Origin of the sequence: Ralstonia sp. 25C (assembly GCF_051904805.1) — a bacterium.
Lineage (GTDB): Bacteria > Pseudomonadota > Gammaproteobacteria > Burkholderiales > Burkholderiaceae > Ralstonia.
The window spans coordinates 25,182-50,039 of sequence record NZ_CP196738.1; the positions used below are offsets into that span (position 1 = coordinate 25,182).

Consider the following 24,858-nt stretch of genomic DNA (forward strand, 5'->3'; position numbering starts at 1 on the left):
ATGATCCGATGGACACCCTGACCAGCCTGCGTGTGTTCTGCACGGTGGCGGAGTTGCGCAGCTTTGCTGCCGCCGCCAAGCGACTGGACCTCTCGCCTGCCATGGCAAGCAAACACGTGATGCACCTGGAAAGCCGCCTGGGCAATCGCCTGCTCAACCGGACGAGCCGCCACGTCAGCCTGACCGAAGCCGGCGCGCTGTACTTCAGCCAGGCCAGAGCGACGCTGGAAGGGTTGGACGAGGTGGAAGCCGCCATCAGCAATGTCACCGTCACGCCTCGCGGCACGCTCAAGCTCAGTGCGCCGGTGTGGGTGGCCAGCCCGCGCTTTACCGGCTTACTGGCCGACTATCACCGCCGCTACCCCGATGTGTGCCTGGATATGGACCTGAGCGGCCGAATCGTGAACCTGGTGGATGAAGGCTTCGACCTGGCGCTGCGCGCCACCAGGCCAGACCGGCTCGACCCCGGGCTGGTGGCCCGTCCGTTGATGCAGATCGAGTTTGGCCTGATGGCATCGCCCGCTTATCTGGAACGCACAGGCCCCCCTCGGGCCGTGTCCGACCTCAACGGCCACGCGCTGCTGCGCTACAGCGGCATGGGCACCGGCAACAGTTTGACCCTGGACAGCCCTGAAGGCCCGCAGACCGTCACCTTCCGAACCATCATGCAAAGCGAGAACGAAACGGTGCTGCATCTGGCCGCCCTGGAAGGCATGGGCGTCGTCTTTCTGCCCACCTGGATGGTACAGGCCGACATTGCGCAGGGCCGGCTGAAAGCGCTGCTGCCGGATGTGCTCAACTTCAAGACAACGCTGCATGCCGTATATCCGAGCCGGAAATACCTGTCGGCCAAGGTGCGTACGTTCATTGATTTCCTGGCGGCACAGGATCCTGCGCGTCCACTCTAGGCGACCACGACAACGTGCTGGACGACCTGAACACGCTGGAGATGTGAAGGACGACACGTCGCTGACCGTGGCAGGCGCAACTCCAAGCTCGGATCGGCCGACCATTGCCCTTAACGCTGGCGCCAAGCAACAAAAAACCCGCCGGAGTATCGGCGGGTTTTTCGTGGTGCAGCGCTGGTCAATAACCGGCAGCCAACCCCGTGTTGCGACGCGGATCATTCGCGCCATAGAACTTGTTGTTGCCGACCGGCTTGCCGCCCAGCGACGGCGCCCCGACGATGATGGCCGCCAGATGGTTGGCCGGCTGCGGCGCGCCCAGGTTGTGGCCCATGTCGGTCAGCACCTTGCGCGTATCCGGCGACAGCGCGTACGGCTCGACGTTGGTCACGTCCGGCAGCCATTGCTGGTGGAAGCGCGGCATGTCGACGGCTTCCTGCACGTTCATGCCGTAGTCGATGGCGTTGATCATGGTCAGCATGACGGCCGTGATGATGCGGCTGCCACCCGGCGTGCCCACCACCATGACGGGCTTGCCATCCTTGGTGACGATGGTCGGGCTCATCGACGACAGCGGACGCTTGCCCGGAGCGATCGAGTTGGCTTGACCCTGCACCAGACCGTACAGGTTCGGCACGCCGACCTTGGCGGTGAAGTCATCCATCTCGTCGTTCAGGATCACGCCCGTCTTGGCCGCCGTGACCTTGGCGCCAAACCAGTCGTTGAGCGTGTACGTGACGGACACCGCGTTGCCGTACTTGTCCGCAATCGAGTAGTGCGTCGTGTTGCTGCCTTCATGCGGCTCGACGCCCGGCTTGATGTCCTTCGACACAGCGGCCTTCTTCGGGTCGATCACGGCACGGATCTTGGCCGCGTAGTCCTTGCTCAGCAGACGGTCCAGCGGGTTCTTCACGAAGTCCGGGTCGCCCAGGTAGCTGTTGCGGTCCACATAGGCGTGGCGCATGGCTTCGATCTGGTAGTGCGTGGCCTGCGCGGAATGCCAGCCCAGATCCTTGAGCGGATAGCCCTCAAGAATGTTCAGCATTTCGCAGATGATCACGCCGCCCGAGCTTGGAGGCGGTGCCGACACCACGTGATAGCCGCGGTAGTCGCACTCGACCGGCGCCAGTTCACGCGTCTTGTAGCTGCTCAGGTCGGCCGTCGTAATCAGACCGCCGCCGGCCTTGCTCGATGCAGCAATGGCCTCCCCGACCCAGCCCTTGTAGAAGCCGTCGGTGCCCTTGTTGCTGATCTCGCGCAGCGTCTTGGCCAAGTCGTGCTGCACAAGCTTCTCGCCCACCTGGAACGGCTGGCCCTTGTTCAGGAAGATCGCACCCGAGGCAGCGTCTTCCTGGAAGTCCTTGGTGGAGGTGAGCAGCATGTCGACGTCGCCCTGATCGAGCACGAAGCCCTTCTCAGCCAGCGCGATGGACGGCGCGATCAGTGCCGCGCGCTGCATGGTGCCGTACTTCTGGCGGGCGTACTCCATGCCCGACACGGTGCCCGGCACGCCCACGGCCAGATGGCCCTTGGTGGAGGCGCCCTTGATAACGTTGCCGTCCTTGTCCAGGTACATATTGGCCGTAGCGGCCTTCGGGGCGACTTCACGGAAGTCGAGGAAAGTCTTGCGCCCATCGGCCAGCTGGATGGTCATGAAACCACCGCCGCCCAGGTTGCCGGCAGCCGGATAGACCACGGCCAGCGCATAACCCACAGCCACGGCCGCATCAACGGCGTTGCCACCGCGCTTGAGCACTTCCACACCCACCTTGCTGGCTAGGTGCTGGGCGGACACCACCATCCCATTCTCTGCGGCGACCGGCGCAACCGACGCCGCTTGGGCGACCGTTGTAATGCTGACCGACGCGATTGCGGCGGCAATCCACCGCATCCCTGTTGTTGGATTCTGCATAGGAGCTCCTTTGGTACCGTCGTTGACGCCGGTCTTGCCGGCGTACGTGTTATCGGCGCGAACGTTATCAGGCCGTGCGCCGGGGCACTATAGCCTCATCCCCGTATTGACGCGGCGCGCGCGCGGTGCGCCAGAGCTCCCTTGCCGATCAGCCCATCAATCCCCCCTCAGCCCGCCAATGCAAACGGCGGCGCACGCCGGCGCACCGGCTGCGCCTTGACGATGGCGGTGTTGGTTTCCGCGTGATCGGCCACGCGGTCCAGGATCTGGTCGAGCTGGTCAATCGATTGCACGTACAGCCGGGCGATGAAGCAATCCTCGCCCGTCACCTTGTCGCACTCGCTGATCTGCGGAATATCTTCGATCAGCTTTTGCACGAGATGCAGCTTGCCCGGCATGGGCCGCACCCGCACGATGGCCTGCAGCGGGTAGCCCAGCGCCGCAGGGTCCAGGTCGACCGTGTACTGGCGGATCACGCCGCGCTCTTCCAGCCGCCGCAAGCGCTCCGACACGCTGGGCGATGACAGCCCAACCTGCTCGGCCAGCTGCTTGAGCGAGATACGGGAATCGGTCAGCAGAACATCGAGAATCCGCTGATCCAACGCATCAATCGTGCTCATTGCGCCTCCAATTGGCATTTCGCCTTATTTCATGAAGAAAGAGGCTGATTTTGCCTTAGAAAATCCATGGAGAACGCGCTCTCCGCATGCGATCCTTCTCATATCCAGACAAACCAACGGGGCGACTGTCATGCAAGACAAGACGCGGGGCACGGTCGAAATGACCGCTGCCATGACGATTTCCGGAACGATCGGCTGGTTCGTGGTGCGCTCGGGGCAGCCCGTCATGGACGTGGTGTTCTGGCGCTGCCTGTTCGGGGCGATCACGCTGCTGGCGGTGTGCGCGGGCCTCGGGCTGCTGCGCGGCGCGATTACGTGGCGGCGCGCGGGCATTGCGGCGCTGGGCGGGGTGGCCATCGTCATCAATTGGCTGCTGTTGTTTGCGGCGTATCCGCGGGCGTCCATCTCGATTGCCACGGCGGTCTACAACACGCAGCCGTTCATGCTCGTTGGCCTTGGCGCGCTATTCCTGTCGGAAAAGCTGACCGCCGCCAAGCTGACGTGGCTGGCCATCGCCTTCGTCGGCGTGGTGCTGATTGTGCAGGTGGGGCCGGCCGCCAGCGCGGGCACGGATTACCTGATGGGGATTGCGCTGGCCCTCGGTGCGGCGTTTGCGTATGCGGTGGCGGCCATCATCACCAAGAAGCTGGCCGGCACGCCGCCGCACCTGATCGCGCTGATCCAGGTGTGTGTGGGCGTGCTGATGCTGGCGCCGCTGGCCAATCTGTCGCACGCACCGGCCGATGCGCGTACGTGGGTGATTCTGGTGACGGTGGGCGTGGTGCACACGGGGCTGATGTACATCCTGCTCTACGGCGCCATCCAGCGGCTGCCCACGCACCTGACGGGCTCGCTGTCGTTCATCTACCCGATCGTGGCCATCGTGGTCAACATCGTCGCCTTTGGGCACCGGTTGCAGGTACCGCAGTTTCTCGGAGCGGGCGCCATCCTGCTGGCGGCGGCGGGGATGAATCTCGGGTGGTCACCCTACCGTTGGCTCCATTCGCGGAATGAATCGACTGCCGTTAAATAACACCGCTGTTAAATCCTGCAATAACCCGCCCCATTCAGAACATGAATCGGCGGGCAAACTGCTGTTATTCTTGTGCGTTTTCCGCCGATGCAAGGCGCGCCCTGCGCCTGCCTCTCTCCCTCTCAAGGCGTCACGGCGCCCGGCGGACAGAAAAAACCCAAACATACGCACAAGATGAAGGAAGGTCACCCGCCACTGCCGGACCGCGAACACGCGGTCGCCTGGATCCGGGAACAAATGGAAACCTATGGCCTGTCTGTCGAAGACCTGCAGGCGCACGGTTGCTTTGATGCTCCGCCCCCGCCCGCCGGCCCGACGTATATGAGCGCTGACGGCCAGCACTGGGACGGCAACGGCGACATGCCGGACTGGCTGCAACGCGCGGTCAATGCTGGACAGAGCATCGAGCATTTCCGTATCGGCTGAGCGCGTTTGCGAAGGTGCTGGTACGCGGGTTGCGTGGATGTGTGCACAAGCGCCGCCGGTTTGACGCATCAATCCACCTTCACCATTGCACGGCCCGGCTGGCGCTCCAACTCAACGGAGGACGTCATCATGCCGGAACGCAAAACCGTAGAACGTGCGCGCGCCGACAAGCGCCACGGCAAGGCCGCCTCGACGCAGGCAGGCAACTTCGTCAAGGAAGAAATGGATCACATCCGCGAGGGCAAGCACGGTGCCAAGAACACCAAGCAAGCCATCGCGATCGGGCTGTCCAAGGCCCGCCGCTCAGGCGTTGCCGTTAAGCCGCCGGGCGAAGGCAAGGCTTCGGCGGCCACCCGCAAGAAGGCTGAGCGCGACGTGAAGGCTGGTGGGGCCGGCGGCAAGAAGGGCAGCCACGCCAGCGCCAGCGCCAGCAAGGAATCCACGAGCAAGCGCAGCAAGACCACCACCCGCACACTGAAGAAGGAAGGCCACGCAGCCGCATCCAAGTCGTCGCTTTCCAAGCAGGCGCATAGCGCGGCATCCAAACGGTCCTCCAGCGAGCGTTCGGCGGCGGCCAAGAAGGGGGCTGCCACCAAGGGCGCGGCAGGTCGGTCCGCTGCAGCCAAGAAGGCAGCCCGCACACGCTCGGCAAACCACGCCAAGTAAATCTTTCCTGTTTTGCTCGAAAGGCGGCCCATTGGGTCGCCTTTTTTTGTTGGCGGTGACGCCCTCAAAAAAAATTCCGTTCTCCGTGTCAGGAACGTGTGCAAGCGTCGACCAAGTTGCACGGAACACATCTGCGCGATGTCGCAGTGCACCGTACGGCAAGGGATTTCCCCCGGTCTGCCGTTTAACGACACCTGCTCAATCAAGGAGAACGCAAATGAAACAACACGCCATGATCGCCGCCGCCCTGGGTAGCCTGCTCGCACTGGGCGCCCTGTCCACCCCGGTGCACGCTGCCGATGCCGCCGGCAAGGAAAAGTGCTACGGCGTGGCCAAGGCCGGCCAGAACGACTGCGCCAGCCCCGGCAGCGCCCACGCCTGCGCCGGCCAATCGAAGATCGACAAGGACCCGATGTCGTGGAAGTACGTGCCGGCCGGCACCTGCGCGCAGATGGGCGGCACGATGCAGCCGATGTCCAAGTAAGCGCCACGCAGCACATCGGGTGACCGCCATGCAGACAACCCTGCCCACGTGCGCCGGCGCCGGCCTGCGCGCCCCGCATTTCCCCGCCCTGCTGCACGGGGAAGCCCGCTTCCCCTGGGTGGAAGTGCACAGCGAAAACTATCTGTATGGCGGCCCCGCCCGCGCCGCGCTGCTAGCCGCACGGGCGCACCAGCCCGTCAGCCTGCATGGCGTGGGCATGGGGCTCGGCAACGCCGATGGCCTCGACATCGACCACGTGCGCGCCATCGCCGTGCTGGCCGATGCTGTTGCCCCGGCCGCCATTTCCGAGCACCTGTGCTTCAACCGCAGCGGCGCACAGGTCGTCAACGATCTGCTGCCCCTGCCCTATTCCCGCGAGTCGCTCGACATCGTGTGCGCCAACATCATGCGCGCGCAGGACATCCTCAAGCGGCCGCTGTTCATCGAAAACATCGCCGCCTACATCGACTGCCGCGCGCTCGTCGATGCCAGCGACGCCATCACGGAGGGCGCATTCCTCACCCTGCTCGCCCGTCGCACCGGCTGCGGCATCCTGCTCGACCTGAACAACCTGTACGTGAACAGCGTCAACCACGGCGCGAATGTCCACATGCAAGTGGAATCGGTGCTGGCCGATATCGACCCCATGCACGTCGGCGAAATCCACCTCGCCGGCTTCAGCGAGGAAGACGGCATGCTGATCGACACGCACAGCGCCCCCGTGCATGCGCCGGTCTGGGCGATTTACGAGGCGTGGGTTGCGGCGCACGGCGCACGGCCGACGCTCATCGAATGGGATGCTGATCTTCCACCGGTGCACGTGCTGCTGCAGGAAGTGGAACGTGCGCAGGCCATCCTAGATGGCCATACAACATCGCATGCATCGCAGCGAGTGGAGGCCCATCATGTGCCTGCGTGATTGGCAGGCCGACCTGGTCGGCACACTCACCACACCTGCGTCGGACGATGCCTCGCGCGGCGTGGCGGTGTATCGCAATGCGCGCTTGGTCATCCTGCGCAATGCGTTGGCGAGCGCGTACCCGGTGTGCCGGGCGCTCGTCGGCGAGGACTGTTTTTATGCCATCGTGCGCGACACGCTGGCTGTGCAGGGGTCCACCTCGCCGAACCTGCATCGTTACGGCGATGCGCTGCCCGATGTGATCGCGCATTCGCCATTGGCCAGCAGCGTGCCCTATTTAGCCGATGTGGCGCAGCTGGAATGGCGCGTGCACTGGGCGCACTACGCCCCCGATGCCGCGACCGGATTGCTGGATGCCACCGCGCTCAGCGCGCTGCTCACGCAACCCGCAGAGACGATCCGCGCTGGGCTGGTCAACGGCGCATGGTGGATGGCCTCGGCGTGGCCGGTGGTTTCGATCTGGCGCGCGCATCAGCCGGACGCCACCGTGGCATTGGCCGACATCGACCTGCGCCGAGGCGAAGCTGCCATCGTCACCGTGCGCGAAGAACGCGTGGCCGTGCTCGACATCGACGCCGGCACCGCTGCCTTCCTGGCCGCCTGCGACGCCACCCCGTCGCTGCAGGACGCCCTCACACAAACACTGCGCGATCGCGCGAGCTTTGACCTCACCGCCTGCCTTTCGGGCCTCTATCACGCCGGGCTGCTCGCACTGTCTGCACAACCGGCAATCGCCTCCGGAGACACACCATGAAGACCGCTACCCTTGCCCCGCTCTCTCGCTTTCGCACCGTGTTTGACCGCATCACCGGCGCGCAAAGCGGCTTGTATGCGCTCGTCCTGCTTGTTGCGCGGGCCTACCTCTTCTATGTGTTTTTCCGCTCCGGGCTGACTAAGCTGCACGACTGGGACACAACCGTGTTGCTCTTCACCGAGGAATACAAGGTGCCACTCCTGCCGCCCATGCTGGCTGCGGCGCTGGGCACGTTTGGCGAGCTGGTGTTTCCGACGCTCATGCTGATCGGCATCGTGCCGCGCCTGGCGGCGGTGGGACTGTTCTTCGTCAACGTGGTGGCGGCGCTGTCGTACTGGGCCAACCTGTCGGCATCGGCCATCGAATTCCACTTCGTATGGGGCGTGCTGATTGCCATCGTGGCGACTGTGGGACCGGGCTGGCTGGCGGTGCAAACGCTGTGGCAGCGCCGGGCCGATACCGCCGCGCGGGCGGCTTGACGGGATACACGAGGGATATAGCGTTCATGCGCCTGGGTGGCGGGCTTATGATGTGGACTCGTCGTCATTCCTTCAGGAGCATCGATGCGCTTCCCTCAGTTGTCTTTCCTGGCCCCGGCTGCCTCGGTGAGTACGTTGGCTGCGATGGGTGCGGCGGCGCTGCTCACCGCATGCGCGCTGGGCGATAGCCCGAACAGCACCGGCGCCCGCATGACGGACGACTCGCTGCTGTCGTATCAGGTGAAGGCGGCACTGGACCAGGACACCGCGCTCAACCCGCGCCAGATCCGCATCCACACCACGCCCGAGGGCAAGGTCACGCTGACGGGCTGGGTCGATACTCCCGAAATGGCCCGCCGCGCCGGCGACGACGTGAAGCGCTTTGTCGATCCAGCCAAGTTCGACAACCAGTTGCGTATCCTCTCCCGCATGCAAGTGCTGGGCGGCGGTCCGCTGATCCCGCCGGGCTTGCCGCCCGACGCCCCCGCGAGCGCCCCCGCTGCGTCGCCCGCGCGTTAGGCCGCCTGCGTGCCCGTTCGGCCGGGCACGCGGCTGACGGGCATCGCTTGCAACAGCCCGAAGCCAATCTCCACCACCAGAAACGGCACCACCAGCAACGTGGCGCCCGATGCCAGCGCATAGGCCTGCCACGTCGCGAACAGTCCGCGCGCGACGGCGTCGTACCGGCCCAGTGTCACGCTTGACTGGCGAAGACGCAGTACCGACCACACGCACACCACCGACCCCATCAGATTGGCCATCAGCAGGTGAGCCGGCTCGAACGCCGGCAGGCTGCCGATGCCGAGCCTGCCCGCCAGCGCATTGAGCGCCTGGTGCAGCAGCGCAAACGTCCAGGGCGTGGCAAACGGCGCAGATACGATCAGGTCATACCAGGCGCTGGCCCGCATGAAACGCACAAACGTTGATTCGGAAACCATGACGAAGCTCCGGCAAGTGAATGGGCCGCCACGTTAAAGGTTGGTGTACGCTCCAAGGTCAAGCCCGCTTTTTGCCCTACCAACCATGCCAACACCCTTGCCCACTCAGCCGGACGATCTCTCCATCGGCGACCTGGCGGCCGCCACCGGCGTCTCGCGGGATGGCCTGCGGTTTTATGAAGCACGCGGCCTGCTCCGCGCCCGCCGACGCAGCAACGGCTACCGCGCCTATCCCCCCGAAGCCGTCGAACTGGTGCGCTACATACGCACGGCCCAGCAACTGGGCTTCACGCTCGCCGAAATTGGCGACGGCATGGCGCAGGTGTGGCAGCAACCCGACACGGACGCCGCCGTGACTGCCCTCCTGCGCGACAAGCTGTCCGCCATCGACGCCCGCATCGCCAGCCTGCAAGCCACGCGCGATGCGCTTGCCGCCCGCGTTGGGCTGCCGTGCCCGCTTGCACCGGCCTGAGACGGCCGATATGTCTTGTCATATAACTGTCGCAGACTGCCGTCGTGGGGCGGCTTTTTCACGCGGTTTTGGCATCGTCGCGCACCCTTCATGGCTTGCTCAGCCGTGAAAGGCGCTTGAAAGATCGCCTCGGTAAAAACGCTCCGGTCTCAAGGGGAGTCTGTTGCAGTGAAACATTGGGGTGCCTTTCATCCGCGGGCGTGGGCTGTGCTGTGCGCGTTCGCCTGCCTGCCGCCTGCCGCTTGGGCTGCTGGCTCCGCGCCGGCCGCTGCCAGCATGCCGGTGGCCACCATGCCGCCGGTCAAGCCATCGGTGCCAGGCGTTACCGGCCCGGGCTTCAACCTCGTCGAGCTTCTGCAAGAACTCAAGAGCAACAACCCGCAGCTCATCCAGGGGCGTCACGCCTATCTGTCGGCCAAGTCGATCCCGCCGCAGCTTGCCGCGCCCAACAACCCGCAGGTCGGCTACATCTGGAACAGCATTCCCAAGGGGTTCCCGCTGGCCGTCAACCGCGCGGGCGGCAGCCAGTACAACCTGACGCAGCAGATTCCGTTTCCGGGCAAGAAAGCCTTGGCGGCCGAAATTGCCGACCGCCAGGCCGAATCGCTGAACGCGCAGACCGATGCGCTGTATCTGCAGCTCTACGCGCAGCTTTCCACCACGTACTACCAGGCGATCGCGCTGCAGAAGCAGATCGACGTACAGAAGCTGACCATCACGCGGCTCGAGCAGGTCAAGCAGATCACGCGCGTACGCTACGCCAACAACGCTGCCGCCTACGCTGACTTCCTCAACGCGCAGGTCATGCAGAGCAGCGCGCAGAACGACCTGTTTGCCGCGCAACGCCAGTACGACAGCACGGTGCAGACGCTCAATACGCTGATCGGCAAGGACCCGAGCTTCCCGCTCGTGCTGCGCGCCGATGACGATGCCGTGCGCCTGCCTGAAGAGCCGCTGCCCGAGTTGGAAAACCAGGCGCTGCGCGAGCACCCGTCGATCAAGGCATCCGCCGAGTTGATGGACGCCGCTCGCAAAAGCGTGACGCTGGCGCGCAAGGCGTACCTGCCCGACTTTCAGGTCATCGCCACCGTCACGACGGACAACCCGCCCTACGGCGTGCGCCCGAACAGTTATCAGATCGAGCTCGACGTGATCATCCCGTTCTGGTTCTTCACCAAAGAGAAGTACGGCGTGAACCAGGCGGTGGAGAGCCAGATCGCCACCGAGGCCAACGATGTGTCGGTGCGCCAGCAAACGTTGCTGGCCGTCGATACCGCCTACAACACGCTGCGCCAGACGCTCGCACAGCTCGATTTCAACAAGCAGCGGCAACTGCCGCAGGCGCTGGCGGCGTATCGCGTGACGATGACCAACTACGCCAGCAACAACGCCGATTTCAACGACCTGCTCACCGCCCAGGGCGCGCTCAAGAACGCTGAACTGTCGGTCGCCCAGGCACAGGCCACGGCCCTGCAGGCTTATCACGCGCTGATGGCGGCCACTGGCCGCTCGCCGGTTCAAGCTCAATAAGATCATGAAGAAGTTCTCTCCCGTCGTTGCTGTGATTGCCTTGGCTGCCGCCCTTGCTGTTGGCGTGGTAGTGGGTCGCAAGTGGCCGTCTGCCGGATCGCCGGCGGATGTCGCGAAGCCTGCTGTGGACACTGCTTCGGCCCCTGCCGCCAATGCGCCTGCACGTCCGAAGCCGGATTCCGTTGAAATTCCCGATGGCGGCTTCGACCCGCAACAGGTGCAGGTTGCGCAAGTCAGCCAGCTTGCGGTGCCGGTGGAGCTGTCCACGCCCGGCAAGCTCGCCTACAACGCCGAGCGCACCAAGCTGGCGTCGGCACGTGTGGCTGGCCGGCTGGACCAGATTCTTCTCTTCGAAGGCGCCCTGGTGCGTGAGGGCCAGCCGATTGCCCAGTTGTACGCGCCGGACTTCATCTCCGCGCAGAAGGAATATCTGCTGGCGCTGAACACCGCCCGCCAGCTCAAAGGCTCCAACATGAAGGACCTGCAGGACGATGCGGACGCCACCGTGCAATCCGCCGCCGGCCGCCTGCACGTGCTGGGCATGTCCGATGCCGATGTCGCGCAGATCGCCAAGCGCGGTGCGCCGGCCGAACACCTGACGCTGCGCGCGCCCATCTCGGGCACCATCGTCAAGCGCAACATGGACCCCGGCGCCTTCCTAAACGTGGGCGACTCGTTCATGAGCATCGTCGATACACGCGTGCTGTGGTTTACCGGCAATGTGTATGAGAACGACATTGCGAGCGTGCGCATCGGGCAGCCGATCTCGCTGCACACCTCGGCGTATCCGGATCGCGAGTTCACGGGCCGCGTGAGCTTCATCGCACCGAACATCGACCCGGCCACGCATACGTTGACGGTGCGCTGCGACGTGCCCAACCCCGACGGCCTGCTGCGCCCCGAGATGTACGCCACGGCACGTATCCAGACCGGCAGCGGCCAGGCAACCGTGGTGCCGAAGTCCGCGCTGGTGAAGGATCACGGCAGCTACTACGTGATCGTGCAGAGTGACGCCAAGCACTTCAAGCGCGTCCAGGTACAAGGCAAGGACACGGGTACCGACGGCAACTTCGCCGTCACCGCCGGGCTCGAGGCTTCGTCGAAAGTCGTGATGCGCGGCGCCGCGCTGCTCAATGAGATGATCGTCAAGGCGGGGGCGTAAGCATGGGCTTCAACCCCATCGCGGGCATTCTTAAGCGCCGGCTGTTGATCGTCTTCCTGGCGATCGCGCTGCTGGTGGCCGGCGTGCTGTCGTTCAAGGAACTGCCGCTGCAGGCGTATCCGGGCGTGGCACCATTGTCGGTACAGGCCATTACGCAGTGGCCCGGCCGCAGCACGACCGAAGTCGAGCAGCAGATCACCATCCCGATTGAAAACGCGCTGGCCGGCGTGCCGGATGTGCAGTCGTTCCGGTCGGTGTCGCTATTCGGGCTGTCGGTGGTGACGCTCAAGTTCAAGGAAGGCACCGATAGCTTCAAGGCGCGACAGAATTTTTCGCAGTATCTGGCGAGTGCCAACCTGCCAACGGGCGTGCAGTCGTCTTTGAGCCCTGACTCCGACGCCACGGGCGAGATCATGCGCTTTCGCCTGGTGGGCGATGGCGTGGACCTGACGACGCTCAAGAGCTATCAGGACTACGACATCTCCAAGGGGCTCAAGCACGTGCAGGGCGTGGCCGATGTGAGCTCCTTTGGCGGCAAGGTGAAGGAGTACCACATCGTGCCGTCGCCGGCGAAGCTGCAGTCGTACGGCATCACGCTGTCGCAGCTCATCACGGCCATCGGCAATGCCAACAACAACACCGGCGGCAACCTGCTGCGCGATGGCGAACAGCAGTTCGTGGTGCGCGGCGTGGGCCTGCTGCAGACCGTGGACGACATCCGCAATGTGGTGGTCAACACCAACAACGGCGTGCCGGTGCGCGTGCGCGACATTGCCGAAGTGGAAGTCGGCAACGTGCAGCGCTTGGGGCAAGTGCAGTACAACGACCAGCCAGACGTGGTGGAAGGCATCGTCCTGCTCAAGCGCGACGCGAATGCCACCGAAGTGCTCGCCAAGGTGCGCGAAAAGGTGGCGGAGCTGAACAACGGCGTTCTGCCCAAGTCGGTTCAGATCAAGCCGTTCTACGACCGCCAGGTGCTGCTCGACATCACCATGGGCACGGTGGAACACACGCTGGTGGTGGGCATTGCGCTGGTGTTGGCGGTGCTGTTCGTCTTCCTGGGCAACCTGCGCGCTGCGGCCGTGGTGGCGGCGGTGATTCCGCTGGCGCTGTGCGTGTCGTTCATCAGCATGGAGCACTTCCATGTGCCGGCCAACCTGATCTCGCTCGGGGCGATCGACTTCGGCGTGATCGTCGACGCGGCCGTAATCGTGATGGAAAACATCATGCGGCACCTGGAGGAAGGCGCCGAAAAGCTGGACGACGCCATCGTCAAGGCCACCAGCGAAGTGCAGCGCGCGATGATCTTCTCCACGGGCATCATCATCGTGGCGTATTCGCCGCTGTTCTTCATTGGCGGCGTGGAAGGCATCATCTTCAAGCCCATGGCCTTCACGATGGGCTTTGCATTGCTGGCGTCCATTGTGCTGAGCCTGACGTTTGTGCCAGCCACCACGTCGTTCGTGTTCGGCAAATCGCTGCACCCGCATTCGCCCGCGTTCATCACGGCGATCCTGCGCTGGTACAAACCGGTGCTGCGCAAGCTGATCCATCGCCCGAAGACGGTGTTTGCCGTGTCCCTCGCCGCGCTGGGTCTGACGCTGTATAGCGCGAGCTTCCTTGGCACGGAATTCCTGCCCACGCTGGAAGAAAACAACCTGTGGCTACGCATCACGCTGCCCAATACGGTGGACCTGGATTACTCCGCGTCGGTGGCGAACGACTTGCGCGCGTACTTCGTCAAGCAGCCGGAAATCAAGCAGGTCTCCGTACAGATTGGCCGCCCGGACGACGGTACCGACTCCACCGGCGTGTTCAATCAGGAATACGGCTTGTACTTTGCGCCGCCCGACAAGTGGGAGGCCGGCATGACCAAGGGCAAACTGGTCGAGCGCCTGTCGAAGCATCTGGAGAAGATTCCCGGTATCGAATTCAACTTCTCGCAGTACATCCAGGACAATGTGGATGAGGCGCTCTCGGGCGTGAAGGGCGAGAACTCCGTCAAGCTGTTCGGCAACGACCTGAATATGCTCGAAGCCAAGGCCAATGAAATCCAGGCGCAGCTCAAGAAGGTGCCGGGGTTGGTGGACGTGGGCATCTTCCGCGAGCTGGGCCAGCCCACGCTGAATGTGTCGATCGACCGCCAGGCCGCCGCGCGCTTCAATATCAACGTGAGCGATGTGCAGAACCTCGTGCAGTACGCCATTGGCGGCGCGCCGGTCACGCAGATCCTGGAGGGCGAGAAATCGTTCGGGCTGGCGGTGCGCCTGAATCAGCAGGCACGCGCCTCGTACGACGCCATCCGCGAACTGCTGATCGATACGCCCGATGGCCAGCACATTCCGCTCTCGATGATCGCCAAGGTAGAAATGACCGACGGCCCGTTCTTCATCTATCGCGAGGAAGGCAAGCGCTACATCGCCATCAAGTTTGGCGTGCGCGGGCGTGACCTCGGCAGCGCCGTGGACGAGGCGCAGCGCGTGGTGGGCAACAACGTCAAGCTGCCGGAAGGCTACACCGTGAAGTGGGACGGCCAGTTCAACGAGATGAAGGTCGCCCAGGGCAAGCTGATGGTGATCGTGCCGCTGACGATTCTCGTCATCTTCCTGCTGCTGTACAGCACGTTCGGCAACTTCAAGGATGCGCTGATGGTGGTGCTGAACGTGCCCTTCGCGGCCATTGGCGGGCTGCTGGCGCTCCACATCGCCAACGAGACGCTGTCGATCTCGGCGGGCATCGGTTTCCTGTCACTGTTCGGCATTGCGATTCAGGATGGCGTGATCTTGATCTCGTACGTCAACCGGCTGGCGCAGTCTGAGAACCTACGCGAAGCCACGGTGGAAGGTGCCGCGCTGCGCCTGCGCCCGGTGATCATGACGGCCATGCTGGCGGGCTTGGGGCTGCTGCCGGCGGCGCTGTCGCACAGCATTGGCTCGGAGGCACAACGGCCGCTCGCGCTGGTGATCGTCGGCGGCATGGTGACGACGACGATCCTCACGCTGCTGGTGTTGCCGGTGGTGTTCACGTGGGCGCACCGCCATCGCCGTCCGCCCTCGCGCGATTCGGATGTGAGCCCCACCGCCGCCATGCTGCCCTGATCGGCTGACGTCTCCAAACGCAACGGGCGCACCGTCTGACCAATGGTGCGCCCGTTTCTTTGTGCGCCCGCCAGAATCGGATCAATCCCATGGCTGGCCGGGCGCGCCGCGCGCACAGTGCGTATCAATCCCATCCATCTTGATTGCACGCCCACGCCATGCCGACCCTCCCGAGCACGCAAGCCGCAACCACGGACATCGCCACGCAATTCCCACCGCAAGTGGTCACCACGCTGACCGAGCTGTTTGGCGATGACCTCTCGCAATGGCGCTTTATCGTCGATCTGTTCTCCGAAACGGTGGAGCAGGATCTCGTCAACGTCGACAAGGCCATCCGCGCCGGCGAGGATGCGCAGATCATCGAAGCCGCGCACCGCATCGTCGGCTCTGCCCGCATGCTGGGTCATCTGCAGATCGGGGATACCGCCCGCGTCATTGAGCGCACGGCGCAGAGCATCGGGCCCTACCCCGAGCGCCTGGCCGAGATGCAAGCCGCGCTCTCCCATTTGCGCACCCTGGTGGACGCCTTCCAGCAGCAAGTCAGCCGTTGCGCCTGGCCGGATTCATCGGTCGCGCGCTAAGCGGCCGCCTCGCACCGCCAGCCGCCGATTCAGCAGCAGCGGTGCCACCCCCACCGCAATACCGCCCAGCCCAACTAGGTTGGTCGTCCAGTCAAATGTGGGCACGCTGTACGCCGCAATGCCCCACAGGAACAGCGCGCTACCCAGTGGCCACACCACCAGAAACACCGCGTTGAATACCGAGCGCAGCGCCTCCCGCCGGTAGTGCCAGGCACACGCAAAGCCCGCCAGGCCATAGTAGAACGCCACCTGAAAGCCGATGGCGTTGACCGAGTCCTTGATGATGGCGTTGATGGTCGGAAAAAACGACGCGCCAAACAGCAGTACCAATCCAATCCCAGTAATCACCGCCGTGGCCACCCAGGGCGTGCGCCACGTCTGGTGCAGCGTTGCGTAACGCGCGTGCAGCATGCCGTCGCGCCCCTTCGCGTACAGCGTGCGCGTGAACTGCAGGATGGAAGTCTCCAGCGTGCCCACCGTGCTCAACATCACGGCCACCACGGCCACATAGCTCCACGGGCGCGGCAGCAGCTTGTCGGCCACGGCAAAGATGACGTTGGTGCTGGATTGTTCGATCTCCGCGTCGCTCAGCACGAGCAGGATCACGGCCGAGAACCCCATGAACAACGCCAGCACGATCAGCATGGCCCAGAGCGCGCCATAGCCGGGGGCGCGGCTGGCGTCCCGCGTTTCCTCGGTGAGGTTGACGGTCACGTCCCAGCCCCAGAAGAAGAACAGCGCCGTGAGGGCGCCCGTCGCAAACAACTGCGGCGTGAATGCCCCCGGCGATAGCCACGCCCACGACAACGCATGCGCCGGGTGCGAGCCGAACTTCACCACGGCCAGCACCATCAGCGCGACCAAGATAGCCGTCTCGGTGACGGTCATGGCGATCTGCGAATAGCTCGTCAGCTTGATGCCCTTGATGATGATGGCGCTGACTACCAGCAGCCATGCCGCCGCCACAAACGCCACCACGGCCGGCTGCCCGGCCAACGACGGGGCCACCAGCGTGAGCGTGGCCGTGGCTGCCGGAATCGTGCCCGATACCATGAACACGCCCGATGCCACCAGCAACGCCCAGCCGGCAAAGAAGCCCAACGTGCGGTTGAAGATGGCGCCCACCCAAGCGTAGGCTGCCCCGGCATGCGGGTTGATGCGGTTCAGATGCAGATAGGCAAACGTCACGCCAAACATGATCAGCCCGCAGTAGAGCAAGCTGGCCGGCGTCAGCCCGCCCACCGCCGCGATGAGCGTGGCCGTAGTCGCGGCAATGCTGAAGGCCGGCGCCGTGCCGGCCACCCCCATGACGATGGATTCGCTCAGGCCCAGTGCGTGGGCTTCGAGCTGTGCCTGCCCTTCTGCCTGCGTGTCGGTTGCCATCCCTACCTCCGCCGTTCGGCCATACCTGCCGCGCTTTCGCTTTCAGTATTGGCGGTGCCACCCAGAACACCAACTACGGCAATCCACGAGCCGGTTTATTTATGTTTCTAATCACATAAATTAAATAATTAGGCTGTACGTTGCGTGATCCACAATACAACGGATTCTTACAACTATTGATTTAGAACAGCCTACCCCACTATCTTCCGCGGGCAACGTCGGCGTACTGCAACCGCAGCCGACTGGCACGCACGGGCCATGACCCAGCGCGGCCGCAACACTTCACTCGTAGCAACCAGGTACATCACTCATCCGGGGGGGATTTCGATGTCCGAAGCAGTCCTGCATCCATTTTTTTCGCGCGAGCGCACCGTCGCCGCGGTGGGTTTCAACCGCTGGCTGGTTCCGCCTGCCGCGCTGGCCATCCATCTTTGCATCGGCATGGCCTATGGCTTTTCTGTGTTCTGGCTACCGCTTGGCCGGGCACTGGGCATCAGCAAGCCGCTGACCTGCGGTGCCGATGTCTCGCTCATTGCGGAACTGTTCACCACCACCTGTGACTGGCGCGTGTCCAGCCTGGGCTGGATGTTCACGCTGTTCTTCGTGTTCCTGGGCGCCTCCGCTGCCATGTGGGGCGGCTGGCTCGAACGTGTCGGCCCGCGCAAGGCCGGTGTGGTCGCCGCTGTGTGCTGGTGCGGCGGGTTGCTGATCTCCGCGCTCGGCATCCAGATGCACCAGTTGTGGCTGCTGTGGGTGGGCTCGGGCGTGATCGGCGGTATCGGCCTGGGGCTGGGCTATATCTCGCCGGTGTCGACGCTCATCAAATGGTTTCCGGACAAGCGCGGCATGGCGACCGGTATGGCCATCATGGGTTTTGGCGGTGGCGCGATGATCGGCGCCCCGCTGGCCGATCGCCTGATGAAGCTGTTTGCCACGCCCGAATCGGTGGGCGTATCGCAAACGTTTATCGTGCTGGCCGCTATCTACTTCGTGTTCATGATGGCCGGGGCCCTGGGCTACCGCGTGCCGCCGACGGGCTGGAAGCCGGCCGGCTGGACGCCGTCGCCGGCCAAGGCGAACAACACCATGGTCACGCAGCGCCATGTCCACGTGAATGAAGCGCTGAAGACGCCGCAGTTCTGGCTCATCTGGGCCGTGCTGTGCCTGAACGTGTCGGCGGGTATTGGCGTGCTGGGCATGGCCTCGCCGCTGCTGCAGGAAGTGTTTGGCGGCAAGCTGCTGGGCGTGACCACCGCGTTCACCGAATTGACGTCGGCGCAGAAGGGCCAGATCGCAGCCATTGCTGCCGGCTTTACGGGCCTGCTGAGCCTGTTCAACATCGGTGGCCGTTTCTTCTGGGCATCGCTGTCGGACAAGCTGGGCCGCAAGATGACCTACGCGGTGTTCTTCGTGCTGGGCTTCGTGCTGTATGCGTCGATTCCGTGGACGTCGCACACGGGCAATATCGCCCTGTTCGTGCTGGCCTTCTGCGTGATCCTGTCGATGTACGGCGGCGGTTTTGCGACCGTGCCGGCGTATCTGGCTGACATGTTCGGCACGCAGATGGTGGGCGCCATCCACGGCCGCCTGCTGACCGCCTGGTCGACCGCCGGCATCCTGGGCCCCGTGCTGGTGAACTACTTGCGCGAATACCAGATCGCCCATGGCGTGGAACGCGCTGCCGTGTACGACATCACGATGATGATCCTGGCGGGTCTGCTGATCCTGGGCTTTATCTGCAACCTGCTGGTACGCCCTGTCAACGCAAAGCACTTCATGACCGAAGCACAACTTGAAGAGCAACGCCACGCTGCAGCCGTGAAGAGCCCGACGCCGTCGGTGGCCGCGCCGGAAACGTCGCTGGAATGGAAGGCGCATCCGGGTTCGGCCGTGGCCGTCGTAGTGGCGTGGGCCGCCGTGGGCCTGCCGTTGGGCTGGGGGGTTTGGATTACACTCCAGAAAGCTGCCGTTCTGTTCTCCTAACGCCCGGATTCAAGCCGCCCCGCCACCATGAAGCACCAGAAAATCGAGTTTTACCGTCATCCGGCCGGTGGCTGGGGCGCGCTCAAGAGCGTTGCGCATCAACTGCTGTCACAGGGCATCGCGGCCAAGGGCGCCAAGACGATGCTGTCGGCCAACCAGCCCGACGGCTTCGACTGCCCGGGCTGCGCCTGGCCTGACCGCGATCACGCCTCCACGTTCGAGTTCTGCGAAAACGGCGTGAAGGCCGTGGCCGCCGAAGCGACATCCCGCCGCACCACGCCCGAGTTCTTCGCCCAGCACACCGTGCGCGAACTGGCCGAGTGGTCCGACTACGCGCTCGAAGATCAGGGGCGCCTCACGCACCCGATGGTTTACAACGCAGCCATCGACAAGTACGTCCCGATCGAATGGGACGCCGCCTTCGGCCTGATCGCCCAGCACCTGCGTGCGCTGCCCGATCCGAACCAGGCGATCTTCTACACCTCCGGCCGTACCAGCAATGAGGCGGCCTTCCTTTACCAGTTGTTCGTTCGCGCGTACGGCACGAACAATTTCCCTGACTGCTCCAACATGTGCCACGAGCCCTCCGGCACGGGCATGCGGAGCAGCATCGGCGTCGGCAAGGGCACTGTCACCCTCGACGATTTCACCAAGGCCGACGCGATCTTCATCTTCGGCCAGAACCCCGGGACGAACCACCCGCGCATGCTCGGCGAGTTGCGCGAGGCATCCAAGCGCGGCGCGAGTATCGTCTCGTTCAACCCGCTGCGTGAACGCGGGTTGGAGCGCTTTGCCGATCCGCAAAGCAAGATCGAGATGCTCACGCTCGGCTCCACGCGCATCAGCACCGAATACCACCAGGTGCGCATCGGCGGGGACCTGGCAACGGTCAAGGGCATCATCAAACACGTAATCGAGCGCGATGACGTGGCCCGCAGCCGCGGCGAGCCGGCCATCATCGACCACGCCTTCATCGCCCAGCACACCGGCGGATACGACGCCTTTGCGGCCGACGTACGCGCCGAATCGTGGGCCACTATCGAAGCGGAATCGGGCCTGCCCGAAGCCGAAATTCGCCAAGCCGGCGACACGTACATCAAGGCCGGTAGCGTCATCGCCTGCTGGGGCATGGGAATCACGCAGCACAAGCACTCGGTGGCGACCATCCAGATGATCGTCAACTTGCTGCTCCTGCGCGGCAACATCGGCCGCCCGGGTGCCGGCGCATGCCCGGTGCGTGGTCACAGCAATGTGCAGGGCGACCGGACGATGGGCATCTACGAGAAGCCCGCGCCGGCCTTCCTGGATCGGCTGGAGCAGGTGTTTGGCTTCAGCGTGCCGCGCGAGCACGGCTACGACACCGTTGGCGCCATCGAGGCAATGCGCAATGGCGCAGCACGTGTGTTCTTCGCCATGGGCGGCAACTTCGCGGCAGCCACGCCGGACACCGCCGCCACGTGGGCCGGCCTGCGCCAGTGCGACCTGACCGTGCACGTGACCACCAAGCTCAACCGCAGCCACATCGTGCACGGTAGGGCTGCCCTGATCCTGCCCTGCCTGGGCCGCACCGAAGTCGACCAGCAGGCCGGCGGCACGCAAGGCGTGACGGTGGAAGACTCGATGAGCATGGTGCACATGTCAGCGGGCATCAATCCGCCGGCCTCGCCGCACCTGTTGTCGGAGCCCGCCATCGTGGCGCGGCTGGCCGAAGCGACGTTGCCAGAGAGCACCATCCCCTGGCGCTGGCTGGCGGAAGACTACGACCGCATCCGCGAACGCATCGAAGCCGTGTTCGATGACTTTGCCGGCTTCAACGAGAAGATTCGCGTACCGGGCGGCTTTCGCCTGCGCAACACCGCGTCGGAACGGGTGTGGAACACGCCATCGGGCAAGGCGGAATTCCATACGCACGCCGTGCCGACCGACACGCCCGTGCACCGCGCCCGCGAGCGCCATGCCGATGCCACCGTCTTTACGCTGGCCACGGTGCGTTCGCACGACCAGTACAACACGACCATCTACGGCATGGACGATCGCTATCGCGGCGTGTTCGGCCAGCGCCGCGTCGTCTTCATCAACAAGGAAGACCTGCACACCATTCGCATGAAAGACGGCGAGTGGGTGGACATGGTCACGTTGTCCGAAGACGGCACCACGCGCCGCGCGGATGGTTTCCGCCTGGTGGCATACGACATTCCGCGCGGTTGCCTGGCGGCGTACTACCCCGAGACCAATCCGCTGGTGCCGCTGTCGTCCGTGGCCGATGAGGCACGTACACCAACGTCCAAGTCGATTCCGGTGATGCTGGTGCCGAGCCAGACTCAGCGCACGACGGATACCACAGCGGCCACCACGGCCGAAGCCTGATGCCAACCGAGCCGGCGTGGTCTGCGCTGCAACGGGCGCTGCTGGCGGCATTGCGTGAAACGGACGTCGGCAAGCCGGTATCGTTGCCCTGGCTGACCAAGCGCGTGGGCGAGCGTGCCAGTACGGTGCTGCGCGCGCTGCACCCGCTGGCCGATGCGGACCTGCTGCGCGTCACCATGGATGACACCCGCTGGCTCGTCGTGCTGCTCGATGCCGGCCGCGCTGTGCCGAAACTCACTGCATGACAGCCATCACCCATCATCTCGCCGACCTGCCTGTCGTCTCCACCTCGGCGACGCGACGCACGCGGGACGGTACGCATAACGACGCCACCACCGCCGTCGCCGATGAGGCTCCGGTCGCGCTCGTCTTCAACGGCATCACGCATGCGGTGATGATGGCGTCGCCAGCAGACCTGGAAGACTTCGCGCTGGGTTTCGCGCTGTCCGAAGGCATCATCGACAGTCGCGCCGATTGGCGTGGCGGCGAAGTGGAAACGCACCCGCACGGCATTGAGGTTCACGCCGAGATTGCCTCGCGTTGCTTCGTCCGTCTGAAGGAGCGCCGGCGCGCGCTGGCCGGGCCCACCGGCTGCGGCCTGTGCGGCATCGAAAGCCTGCAAACCTTTGAAGACGCACCGACACCGCTTGTACCGCCTGCGTGGATGGCGTCATTGACCGACGCACAGGTGCTGGACGCCATGCAGGCGATGACCGCGCATCAGCCCGCCAACGCACTCACGGGCGGCTTGCATGCTGCAGGCTGGGTGCCAGCAAGCGGCAACGCGCCGCTGCATGTGCTGGAAGACGTGGGCCGCCACAACGCGCTCGACAAGTTGATCGGCCGGCTGGCCCGACTGGACATTCGCGCCGCTGACGGCTTCGTCGTCATGACAAGCCGCGCGAGCTTCGAACTGGCGCGCAAATGCGTGCACGTGGGTGTGCCACTACTAGCGACGATCTCCGCGCCCTCATCCCTGGCCATCAACCACGCCAAGGCGGGGCATTTGACGCTGCTGGCCTTCTGCCGCGGCGATAGCGTGACGCGATTTGCCTGACAGGCGTCGCGCCGCTCGTCGCTAGATTTCCACCTTGCTCCCCAGCTCCACGAGCCGGTTGGCGGGGATCCGGAAGAAGTCCGACGGCTTGGCGCTGTTGTGCTGCATCCACGCAAACAGCGACTCGCGCCACATCGCCATACCCGGCAGCGGTGACGGCACCACCGTCGCGCGCGTGATGAAGAAAGACGTCTCCATATCTTCAAACACCACGCCAAGGCGCTCGCCCACGGATTTGACGATCTCGTCCACCGCTGGGGTTTCCTTGAAGCCGAAATCCACCACTGCGGTGTAGATGTCTTCGCCGATGGTCTTGAGCACCAGCCGCTTGGCCTGCTCCACGTAAGGCACGGCCAGCGTGCGGAAATGCACGAACAGCACGCGCTTATGCAACACGTGGTTGTGCTTGAGGTTGTGCAACAGCGCCAGCGGCACGAATTCGATGCTCGGCGTGAGATACACGGCATTGCCATCCACGCGATACGGCGGATGCCGCAGCAGGCCTTCCATGAACGGCTCCAGCGGAATGCCGCCCTCCACATTGCGCGCCTTCAACAACTGCGTGCCGCTGTGCCACGTCACCATCAGGAAGAAGATCAGCCCACCGAGCAACAGCGGGAACCACCCACCGGCCGCGATCTTGAGCAGGTTGGCGGCGAAGAACGACAAGTCTGCCGCCAGAAACACCGCACCCACGCACACGACCAGCGGCAAGCTCCACTTCCAGGCATTGCGCATGACCACCGTGACCAGGCCTGTCGTGAGCACCATGGTCGTCGTCACGGCAATGCCGTACGCGGCGGCCAGATTGTCAGATTTACCAAACGCCAGTACCACCGCCACCACCAGCAGCAACAGCACGTAGTTCACGACCGGCACGTAAATCTGGCCGATTTCTACATCCGACGTGTAGAGGATCTTCATGCGCGGCGCGTAGCCCAGATGCACCGCCTGGGCGGTCATGGAAAACGCGCCCGAGATGACCGCCTGCGACGCGATCACCGTGGCTGCCGTGGCCAACACCACCATCGGGCCCACGGCCCAATTCGGCATCAGCAGGAAGAACGGGTTCTGCACGGCAGCCGGCTCCCGCAACAGCAGCGCGCCTTGGCCAAAATAGTTCAGCAGCAGGCACGGCATGGCGATGTAGAACCATGCAAAACGGATCGGCCGCGCCCCGAAGTGGCCCATGTCCGCATACAGCGCCTCGGCGCCCGTCAACGCCAGAAACACCGAGCCAAACACGATGAACGCCAGGATGGTGTGCCGGAAGGCAAACTCCAGCGCATACACCGGGCTCAGCGCCACCAGGATCTGCGGCGATTTCATCACCGACACCAGCCCGATCCCGCCCAGCAGCACGAACCAGATCACCATGATCGGCCCGAACAGGCGCCCCACCACGTGCGTGCCCTGCTTCTGCAGCAAGAACAAGCCGATCAGCACGATCAAGGACAACGGCAACACCCATTTCTGCAACGTGGGGGTCATGATTTCCATGCCCTCTATGGCGGAAAGCACCGAAATGGCAGGCGTGATGACCGCATCGCCATAGAACATGGCGGCGCCCAGCAGACCCAGCAGCATGAGCGTGCGCTTGAAGCGGGCGCCAGCGCTGCTGGCGCGCATGGCCAGCGCAGTCAACGCCAGGATGCCGCCTTCGCCGTTGTTGTCGGCGCGCATGACGAACACGACGTACTTGATGGACACCACCAGCGTCATCGCCCAGAACAGCATCGACAAAATGCCGAACACCGTCTGGTCTGAAAATGGAACGCCATGTTCCGGGTTGAAGCACTCTTTCAGTGCATACAGGGGGCTGGTGCCGATGTCCCCGAAGACCACGCCGATCGCGCCCACCATGGTGGCCATCAACGCGGGTTTTCTTGTGCTTGTGCTGGCTGCGGCTGTCGACATGGTTGGCAACGACTGAAACACCGGGAGGCGCACGCAATTTCCGTGCGCCATGCGCCGCAAAGCGGCCTTGGCGCAGAACGACGGAGTGCGGCAGACGCCACCAAAGCTTAGGTGAAAACGCCACGGTTTGCGCAGGTGTTTGCACCAATGGCGGCCACGCACGGAGGCTGAT

Annotated in this window: 23 protein-coding genes; 18 read left to right on the plus strand and 5 right to left on the minus strand. The window is 64.2% G+C overall.

Features of this window, described 5'->3' with window-relative positions; all coding sequences use genetic code 11:
* Window positions 1–8: 8 nt before the first annotated feature.
* Window positions 9–908 carry a LysR family transcriptional regulator gene (locus tag ACS7SF_RS18675; RefSeq protein ID WP_439893645.1) on the plus strand — a complete coding sequence of 300 codons (900 nt, stop codon included), beginning with the start codon at window positions 9–11 and terminating at the stop codon, window positions 906–908.
* Window positions 909–1,086: 178 nt separating this feature from the next.
* Here the strand turns inward: ACS7SF_RS18675 and ggt are convergent, their stop codons facing one another.
* Complete coding sequence (gene ggt / locus ACS7SF_RS18680) at window positions 1,087–2,817, minus strand: gamma-glutamyltransferase (RefSeq protein ID WP_439893646.1); 1,731 nt, start codon at window positions 2,815–2,817, stop codon at window positions 1,087–1,089.
* A 167-nt stretch (window positions 2,818–2,984) separates the two neighbouring features.
* The gene (locus ACS7SF_RS18685; RefSeq protein WP_439893647.1) at window positions 2,985–3,437 is read right to left on the minus strand and encodes an Lrp/AsnC family transcriptional regulator; all 453 of its coding nucleotides are present in this window, start codon (window positions 3,435–3,437) and stop codon (window positions 2,985–2,987) included.
* Window positions 3,438–3,567: 130 nt separating this feature from the next.
* On the opposite strand from ACS7SF_RS18685, the gene ACS7SF_RS18690 reads away from it, so the two are divergent.
* The 8 genes from ACS7SF_RS18690 (at window position 3,568) to ACS7SF_RS18725 (ending at window position 8,717) form a co-directional block, all read left to right on the plus strand.
* Window positions 3,568–4,470, plus strand: a complete 903-nt coding sequence (locus ACS7SF_RS18690) for a DMT family transporter (protein WP_439893648.1) — start codon at window positions 3,568–3,570, stop codon at window positions 4,468–4,470.
* A gap of 237 nt (window positions 4,471–4,707) precedes the next feature.
* Window positions 4,708–4,896 carry an H-NS family nucleoid-associated regulatory protein gene (locus ACS7SF_RS18695; protein ID WP_426400198.1) on the plus strand — a complete coding sequence of 63 codons (189 nt, stop codon included), beginning with the start codon at window positions 4,708–4,710 and terminating at the stop codon, window positions 4,894–4,896.
* A 129-nt stretch (window positions 4,897–5,025) separates the two neighbouring features.
* Window positions 5,026–5,562, plus strand: coding sequence for a DNA-binding protein (locus tag ACS7SF_RS18700; protein ID WP_439893649.1), 537 nt, complete (start codon window positions 5,026–5,028; stop codon window positions 5,560–5,562).
* Between the two features lie 217 nt (window positions 5,563–5,779).
* A complete protein-coding gene (locus tag ACS7SF_RS18705) occupies window positions 5,780–6,046 on the plus strand; it encodes a BufA1 family periplasmic bufferin-type metallophore (protein WP_439893650.1) in 267 nt (88 codons plus the stop codon).
* Window positions 6,047–6,074: 28 nt separating this feature from the next.
* Window positions 6,075–6,965: a DUF692 domain-containing protein gene (locus tag ACS7SF_RS18710; protein ID WP_439893651.1), complete on the plus strand. Its 891-nt coding sequence runs from the start codon at window positions 6,075–6,077 to the stop codon at window positions 6,963–6,965.
* Window positions 6,952–7,719 (plus strand): HvfC/BufC family peptide modification chaperone, encoded by a 768-nt coding sequence (locus ACS7SF_RS18715; protein ID WP_439893652.1) that lies wholly within the window; start codon window positions 6,952–6,954, stop codon window positions 7,717–7,719. The genes ACS7SF_RS18710 and ACS7SF_RS18715 overlap by 14 nt, the downstream gene beginning before the upstream one ends.
* Window positions 7,716–8,198: a DoxX family protein gene (locus ACS7SF_RS18720; RefSeq protein ID WP_439893653.1), complete on the plus strand. Its 483-nt coding sequence runs from the start codon at window positions 7,716–7,718 to the stop codon at window positions 8,196–8,198. The genes ACS7SF_RS18715 and ACS7SF_RS18720 overlap by 4 nt, the downstream gene beginning before the upstream one ends.
* An 84-nt stretch (window positions 8,199–8,282) precedes the next feature.
* Window positions 8,283–8,717, plus strand: a complete 435-nt coding sequence (locus ACS7SF_RS18725; protein WP_439893654.1) for a BON domain-containing protein — start codon at window positions 8,283–8,285, stop codon at window positions 8,715–8,717.
* On the opposite strand, the gene ACS7SF_RS18730 is transcribed toward ACS7SF_RS18725, so the two are convergent.
* A complete protein-coding gene (locus ACS7SF_RS18730) occupies window positions 8,714–9,136 on the minus strand; it encodes a hypothetical protein (RefSeq protein WP_439893655.1) in 423 nt (140 codons plus the stop codon). The genes ACS7SF_RS18725 and ACS7SF_RS18730 overlap by 4 nt on opposite strands.
* Window positions 9,137–9,221: 85 nt before the next feature.
* Here ACS7SF_RS18730 and ACS7SF_RS18735 point away from each other — a divergent pair, with 85 nt between their 5' ends.
* The 5 genes from ACS7SF_RS18735 (at window position 9,222) to ACS7SF_RS18755 (ending at window position 15,979) form a co-directional block, all read left to right on the plus strand.
* Window positions 9,222–9,608, plus strand: a complete 387-nt coding sequence (locus ACS7SF_RS18735) for a MerR family transcriptional regulator (RefSeq protein ID WP_439893656.1) — start codon at window positions 9,222–9,224, stop codon at window positions 9,606–9,608.
* A 168-nt stretch (window positions 9,609–9,776) separates the two neighbouring features.
* Complete coding sequence (locus ACS7SF_RS18740) at window positions 9,777–11,138, plus strand: TolC family protein (protein ID WP_439893657.1); 1,362 nt, start codon at window positions 9,777–9,779, stop codon at window positions 11,136–11,138.
* Between the two features lie 4 nt (window positions 11,139–11,142).
* The gene (locus tag ACS7SF_RS18745) at window positions 11,143–12,300 is read left to right on the plus strand and encodes an efflux RND transporter periplasmic adaptor subunit (RefSeq protein WP_439893658.1); all 1,158 of its coding nucleotides are present in this window, start codon (window positions 11,143–11,145) and stop codon (window positions 12,298–12,300) included.
* Between the two features lie 2 nt (window positions 12,301–12,302).
* Window positions 12,303–15,398: an efflux RND transporter permease subunit gene (locus ACS7SF_RS18750; protein WP_439893659.1), complete on the plus strand. Its 3,096-nt coding sequence runs from the start codon at window positions 12,303–12,305 to the stop codon at window positions 15,396–15,398.
* Between the two features lie 158 nt (window positions 15,399–15,556).
* The gene (locus tag ACS7SF_RS18755) at window positions 15,557–15,979 is read left to right on the plus strand and encodes an Hpt domain-containing protein (protein ID WP_439893660.1); all 423 of its coding nucleotides are present in this window, start codon (window positions 15,557–15,559) and stop codon (window positions 15,977–15,979) included.
* Here the strand turns inward: ACS7SF_RS18755 and ACS7SF_RS18760 are convergent.
* Window positions 15,962–17,362, minus strand: coding sequence for an APC family permease (locus ACS7SF_RS18760; protein WP_439893661.1), 1,401 nt, complete (start codon window positions 17,360–17,362; stop codon window positions 15,962–15,964). The genes ACS7SF_RS18755 and ACS7SF_RS18760 overlap by 18 nt on opposite strands.
* A 327-nt stretch (window positions 17,363–17,689) precedes the next feature.
* On the opposite strand from ACS7SF_RS18760, the gene ACS7SF_RS18765 reads away from it, so the two are divergent.
* From ACS7SF_RS18765 to fdhD, 4 genes are read left to right on the plus strand one after another with little or no spacing between them, the layout of a single operon-like run.
* Window positions 17,690–19,345, plus strand: a complete 1,656-nt coding sequence (locus ACS7SF_RS18765) for an OFA family MFS transporter (protein ID WP_439893662.1) — start codon at window positions 17,690–17,692, stop codon at window positions 19,343–19,345.
* A 27-nt stretch (window positions 19,346–19,372) separates the two neighbouring features.
* The gene (locus ACS7SF_RS18770) at window positions 19,373–21,712 is read left to right on the plus strand and encodes an FdhF/YdeP family oxidoreductase (protein WP_439893663.1); all 2,340 of its coding nucleotides are present in this window, start codon (window positions 19,373–19,375) and stop codon (window positions 21,710–21,712) included.
* Window positions 21,712–21,957, plus strand: coding sequence for a MarR family transcriptional regulator (locus ACS7SF_RS18775; protein ID WP_439893664.1), 246 nt, complete (start codon window positions 21,712–21,714; stop codon window positions 21,955–21,957). Before ACS7SF_RS18770 ends, ACS7SF_RS18775 begins: the two co-directional genes overlap by 1 nt.
* Window positions 21,954–22,769, plus strand: coding sequence for a formate dehydrogenase accessory sulfurtransferase FdhD (gene fdhD, locus ACS7SF_RS18780; protein WP_439893665.1), 816 nt, complete (start codon window positions 21,954–21,956; stop codon window positions 22,767–22,769). The genes ACS7SF_RS18775 and fdhD overlap by 4 nt, the downstream gene beginning before the upstream one ends.
* A gap of 21 nt (window positions 22,770–22,790) precedes the next feature.
* Here fdhD and ACS7SF_RS18785 read toward each other — a convergent pair whose 3' ends face one another.
* A complete protein-coding gene (locus ACS7SF_RS18785) occupies window positions 22,791–24,686 on the minus strand; it encodes a potassium transporter Kup (protein ID WP_439893666.1) in 1,896 nt (631 codons plus the stop codon).
* Window positions 24,687–24,858 lie beyond the last annotated feature (172 nt).